Source organism: Algoriphagus aquimarinus, from assembly GCF_007997215.1.
Taxonomy (GTDB): Bacteria; Bacteroidota; Bacteroidia; order Cytophagales; family Cyclobacteriaceae; genus Algoriphagus; species Algoriphagus aquimarinus_A.
Map to the genome: position 1 here is coordinate 1 of NZ_VORW01000047.1, position 1418 is coordinate 1418.

The window sequence follows — 1418 nt, forward strand, 5'->3', positions numbered from 1 at the left end:
GCGCAAGGTACTATCTTTAAAAACTAGAAGTTTTAGATTTTTTTTACCTTTACGATACCGGAGAGGAAGCATGCAGTGACTGTTCACTTGGATGTTTACCTTGTGTAGTGCCGACTTGATCGGCACTACTTTTTCCAGCTTTTTCAAAGCTGACCGGAGAGGGAAGCTCCAGCTCCTGTTCTTTGGATAGTTGGTGTTGATACTCTTGGTTAAATGCGGTATTGTTTTTCCATAATGCGTAGATTGTCGTTAGGATTTTCTTTTGGACCGCTACATAACTTTTCATTTTCAGGCCATGCTTTTCGAAAGTCCGATTGAATAGGTTGCAGAAAGGTTTGACTTGGTAGGTGACAGCCTGGAATGCCGGCATGAACATAGCACGCCTGATTCTTGAATTTCCTTTCTTTGAGATTTTAGTTTTACCATTGTGCTTTCCCGATTGGTTTTCAATCACATCATATCCACAATAACTGACTAGTTGCTTGGTGTTTTCAAACAGCTCAAAGCCGTTGGTTTCGGCCAGTAGGATAGCAGTGGTCAGTACACCCACTCCTTTGATCATACAGATATTGCAGACCTTTTCCCAAACTTCTTCTTCGGATTGGAGGTGGTTCTTGATCGTGGTATCGAGTTGTTCGAGCTGCCTGTCAATGAGTTTGATCATGCTTTCCAGGTGCTTTTCAACCGTCTTTGAGGAATACATACCGCTTTTTAGGGCATGGAGTTGATTTTTTACAACAGTCTTTTGTTCCTGCAAGCTTTGGTGATGCCTGGTCAGGGATCGGAGTTCATAGAAAAACCTACCAAAAGGTGACCAAATACGCAGACATTGTTCTGCTCCCATCTGGGCAAGGCCTTTTGCGTCTATGCTGTCATTTTTTGACTTATGTCCCAATGACCGAAGGTAATTCTTCGCTTTATTAGGTAAGACCACTGAAACAGAAAAACCCTTTTCAAACAGGTATAAAGCACAGGATTCATGGTAATTCCCCGTAGCTTCCATACAAACCACCAGTGGGATGTTTTCATCCTTCCTGTGTTTTCTCATCCAGCCATCCATGGATTTGAAGCCGGCCTTGGTGTTGGGAAAATTCTGGGTTGATTTCACTGTTACTCTCTGACCACTATCTATAGAAGAGATGCAGCCATAAATGGATTTACTGGAAATATCCAGTCCGACAGAATACTTTATCATGGGATTTGATGGTTAAAAAAAAACAGTATCCCTCCTAATTCTTTACTCATAGTATGGAACATTGAGAGAAATGAAGCCCCCATGTTTAGGTACTATTCAGATTTGAAGAGGAAAGAATAAAGGTGTGATTCCTTGCGCACAGTATCGACATTGCCGTACTTAGTCTCGAAGTCTGGCTACACCATTATTCTGTTTTTTTGATTCATTCCAAAGATATGAGTCT

At 41.5% G+C, this 1418-nt stretch carries 1 protein-coding gene; it reads right to left on the reverse strand.

The features are described from left to right. Nucleotides 1-49: 49 nt before the first annotated feature. Entirely contained in the window at nucleotides 50-1195 is a 1146-nt protein-coding gene (locus ESV85_RS22095; RefSeq protein ID WP_146921516.1) for an IS110 family transposase, read from the reverse strand. Nucleotides 1196-1418: the final 223 nt, after the last annotated feature.